Genomic DNA, 2,240 nt, shown 5'->3' with positions numbered 1-2,240 from the left:
CCGCCCGCTCTCACCCCCCCCGTCCCTGCCGCCCCCCCCACTTAAAAATTAGGTGTTCGGGTTTGGGGCGGGGGGGGGGGGCGGCCCCCACGCTCGACTCTGGAAGAGTCCCGGCGCGGGGGGGGTGAGCGTCGGGACTCGGTTCTCGGGAGCGGCGTGCCTCCAGTGCGGTGACTTCCGCTCGGGACTGTCGCTCGGTACTGCCACTCGGTACTTCTGTTCGCTTCTTCCGCTCGGACGGGCCCGAAGCGTGGGCCCTGAAGTCTTGTTCCCAGGGCCCGGCGGATTGAAGCGGCCTTACATGGCCATGTCTGGTCGACTTGTGGCCAACGTGGCGGGGGTGCCCGTGCGCGGACTGGGCGGAGCGGGTCCGATGCCCGCGCGACGAGTCAACCCGTACGGCCCACTCACCCCGCTCGCCCGGACCTCCCCGCGCGCTCCGTGTGTCCCGTCGCCGTTACGCCGCCGCGTCGAATCCGGTGTCGCGCGCCAGCTTCTTCAGTTCGAGCAGGGCGTGCTTCTCGATCTGACGGATGCGTTCGCGCGTCAGCCCGTGCTCCTTGCCGACCTCCGTGAGCGTCCGCTCCCGGCCGTCGTCGATGCCGTACCGCATCTTGATGATGGAGGCGGTGCGCTGGTCGAGGTGGCCGATCAGATCGTCCAGCTCCTCGCTGCGCAGCAGGGTGAGCACCGACTGCTCGGGCGACACGGCCGAGGTGTCCTCCAGCAGGTCGCCGAACTGGGTCTCGCCCTCGTCGTCCACCGCCATGTTCAGGGAGACCGGGTCGCGGGCCCAGTCGAGCACGTCGCCGACACGCTCCGGCGTCGAGCCGAGCTCGGCGGCTATCTCCGCGTGCTCGGGCTCGCGCCCGTTCTCACGGTTGAACTCGCGCTGCACACGACGGATCCTGCCCAGCTCCTCGACCAGGTGGACGGGGAGACGGATCGTGCGAGACTGGTCGGCGATGGAACGGGTGATGGCCTGACGGATCCACCAGGTGGCGTACGTCGAGAACTTGAAGCCCTTGCGGTAGTCGAACTTCTCGACCGCGCGCACCAGGCCGGCGTTCCCCTCCTGGATCAGGTCGAGCAGGGGCAGGCCGCTGCGCGGGTATCGGCGCGCCACGGCGACGACCAGCCGCAGGTTCGAGCGGATGAAGACGTCCTTGGCGCGCTCGCTGTCGGCGAACAGCGCCTCCAGCTCTTCGTGGGACGCGTCGGCCTGGGCCTCCGCCTCACCGTCGAGGATCTGCCGCGCGAACACACCCGCCTCGATGACCTGGGACAACTCGACTTCCTTGGCGGCGTCGAGCAGTGGTGTTCGCGCGATCTCGTCGAGGTACATGCCGACCAGGTCGCGATCGGCGATTTCGCCGCCTCCGGCGCGAACACTGCGTGCCGCGTCGGATGTCCCGCCAGTGGCGGACTTACGACGGGCGACGGCACGGGTTGCCATGCGTGCTCCCTTGCGTGGTGGGCTTGCGGGTGGTCCCGGACATCCGGTTTCACCCTCCCGGGTGCCCGGCATCCGATGGAAACAACGACTGGAATCAGGACAGAATTCCCAACCCGCCCCTTGATTTTTCTGATCATGCAGTACCCTGTCGCACCACTCGGGAGGGTCAATGCGGTCAGAACGTACAGATGTGCAGGTCAGGCCGGGAGTCGCAGCCGACCTCGGCGCGCTCACCGAGCTGTACAACCACTACGTGCGTGAGACGCCCATCACGTTCGACACCATCGTCTTCACGCCGGAGGAACGTCGTCCGTGGCTGCTCTCCCACCCTGAAGACGGACCGCACCGCCTGATGGTTGCCACGGAGGCCGATTCACAGGTGATCCTGGGGTACGCGACGTCCAGCGCCTTTCGCGCGAAACCCGCCTACGCGACCTCGGTGGAGGTGACGGTCTACGTCGCCCCGGGCGCCGCGCGCCTGGGGGTCGGCACCCTCCTCTACGGAGCGCTCTTCTCTGCGCTCGCCGGCGAGGACCTGCACCGGGCCTACGCCGGCATCGCGCTGCCCAACGAAGCGTCCGTGCGCCTGCACGAACGCTTCGGGTTCCGGCACGTCGGCACGTACGGGGAGGTGGGCCGCAAGTTCGGCCGCTACTGGGACGTCGCCTGGTACGAGAAGGAGCTCGCCCACTAGGTCGTGTCCGCAAAGTCGCGTCGTCCGCCCGGAGGGCGGGCCCGGCGGCGTCATGGGGGTCCCCCCTGCTCGAGCGGAGCCGAGAGCTCG

2 protein-coding genes are annotated in these 2,240 nt (G+C 68.8%); one reads left to right on the top strand and one right to left on the bottom strand.

Annotation, left to right across the window (positions count from 1 at the left end; genetic code table 11):
* Positions 1-457: 457 nt before the first annotated feature.
* Positions 458-1,456 (bottom strand): RNA polymerase sigma factor RpoD/SigA, encoded by a 999-nt coding sequence (locus ACFXGX_RS41685; protein WP_384803215.1) that lies wholly within the window; start codon positions 1,454-1,456, stop codon positions 458-460.
* A 169-nt stretch (positions 1,457-1,625) separates the two neighbouring features.
* On the opposite strand from ACFXGX_RS41685, the gene ACFXGX_RS41680 reads away from it, so the two are divergent.
* The gene (locus ACFXGX_RS41680) at positions 1,626-2,150 is read left to right on the top strand and encodes a GNAT family N-acetyltransferase (protein WP_384803212.1); all 525 of its coding nucleotides are present in this window, start codon (positions 1,626-1,628) and stop codon (positions 2,148-2,150) included.
* The last annotated feature ends 90 nt before the right edge of the window (positions 2,151-2,240 follow it).

The sequence above is a fragment of the Streptomyces sp. NPDC059371 genome, from assembly GCF_042751995.1.
In the GTDB taxonomy this organism is placed as follows: domain Bacteria; phylum Actinomycetota; class Actinomycetes; order Streptomycetales; family Streptomycetaceae; genus Streptomyces.
Note: the sequence above shows the minus strand (reverse complement) of the source record. Positions and strands in the feature narration are given on the sequence as shown.

What these genes read in the sequence shown, in the direction of transcription:
- ACFXGX_RS41680 (WP_384803212.1), top strand. Translation starts at nt 1,626, where the DNA reads ATGCGGTCAGAACGTACAGATGTGCAGGTCAGGCCGGGAGTCGCAGCC.
- ACFXGX_RS41685 (WP_384803215.1), bottom strand. Translation starts at nt 1,456, where the DNA reads ATGGCAACCCGTGCCGTCGCCCGTCGTAAGTCCGCCACTGGCGGGACA.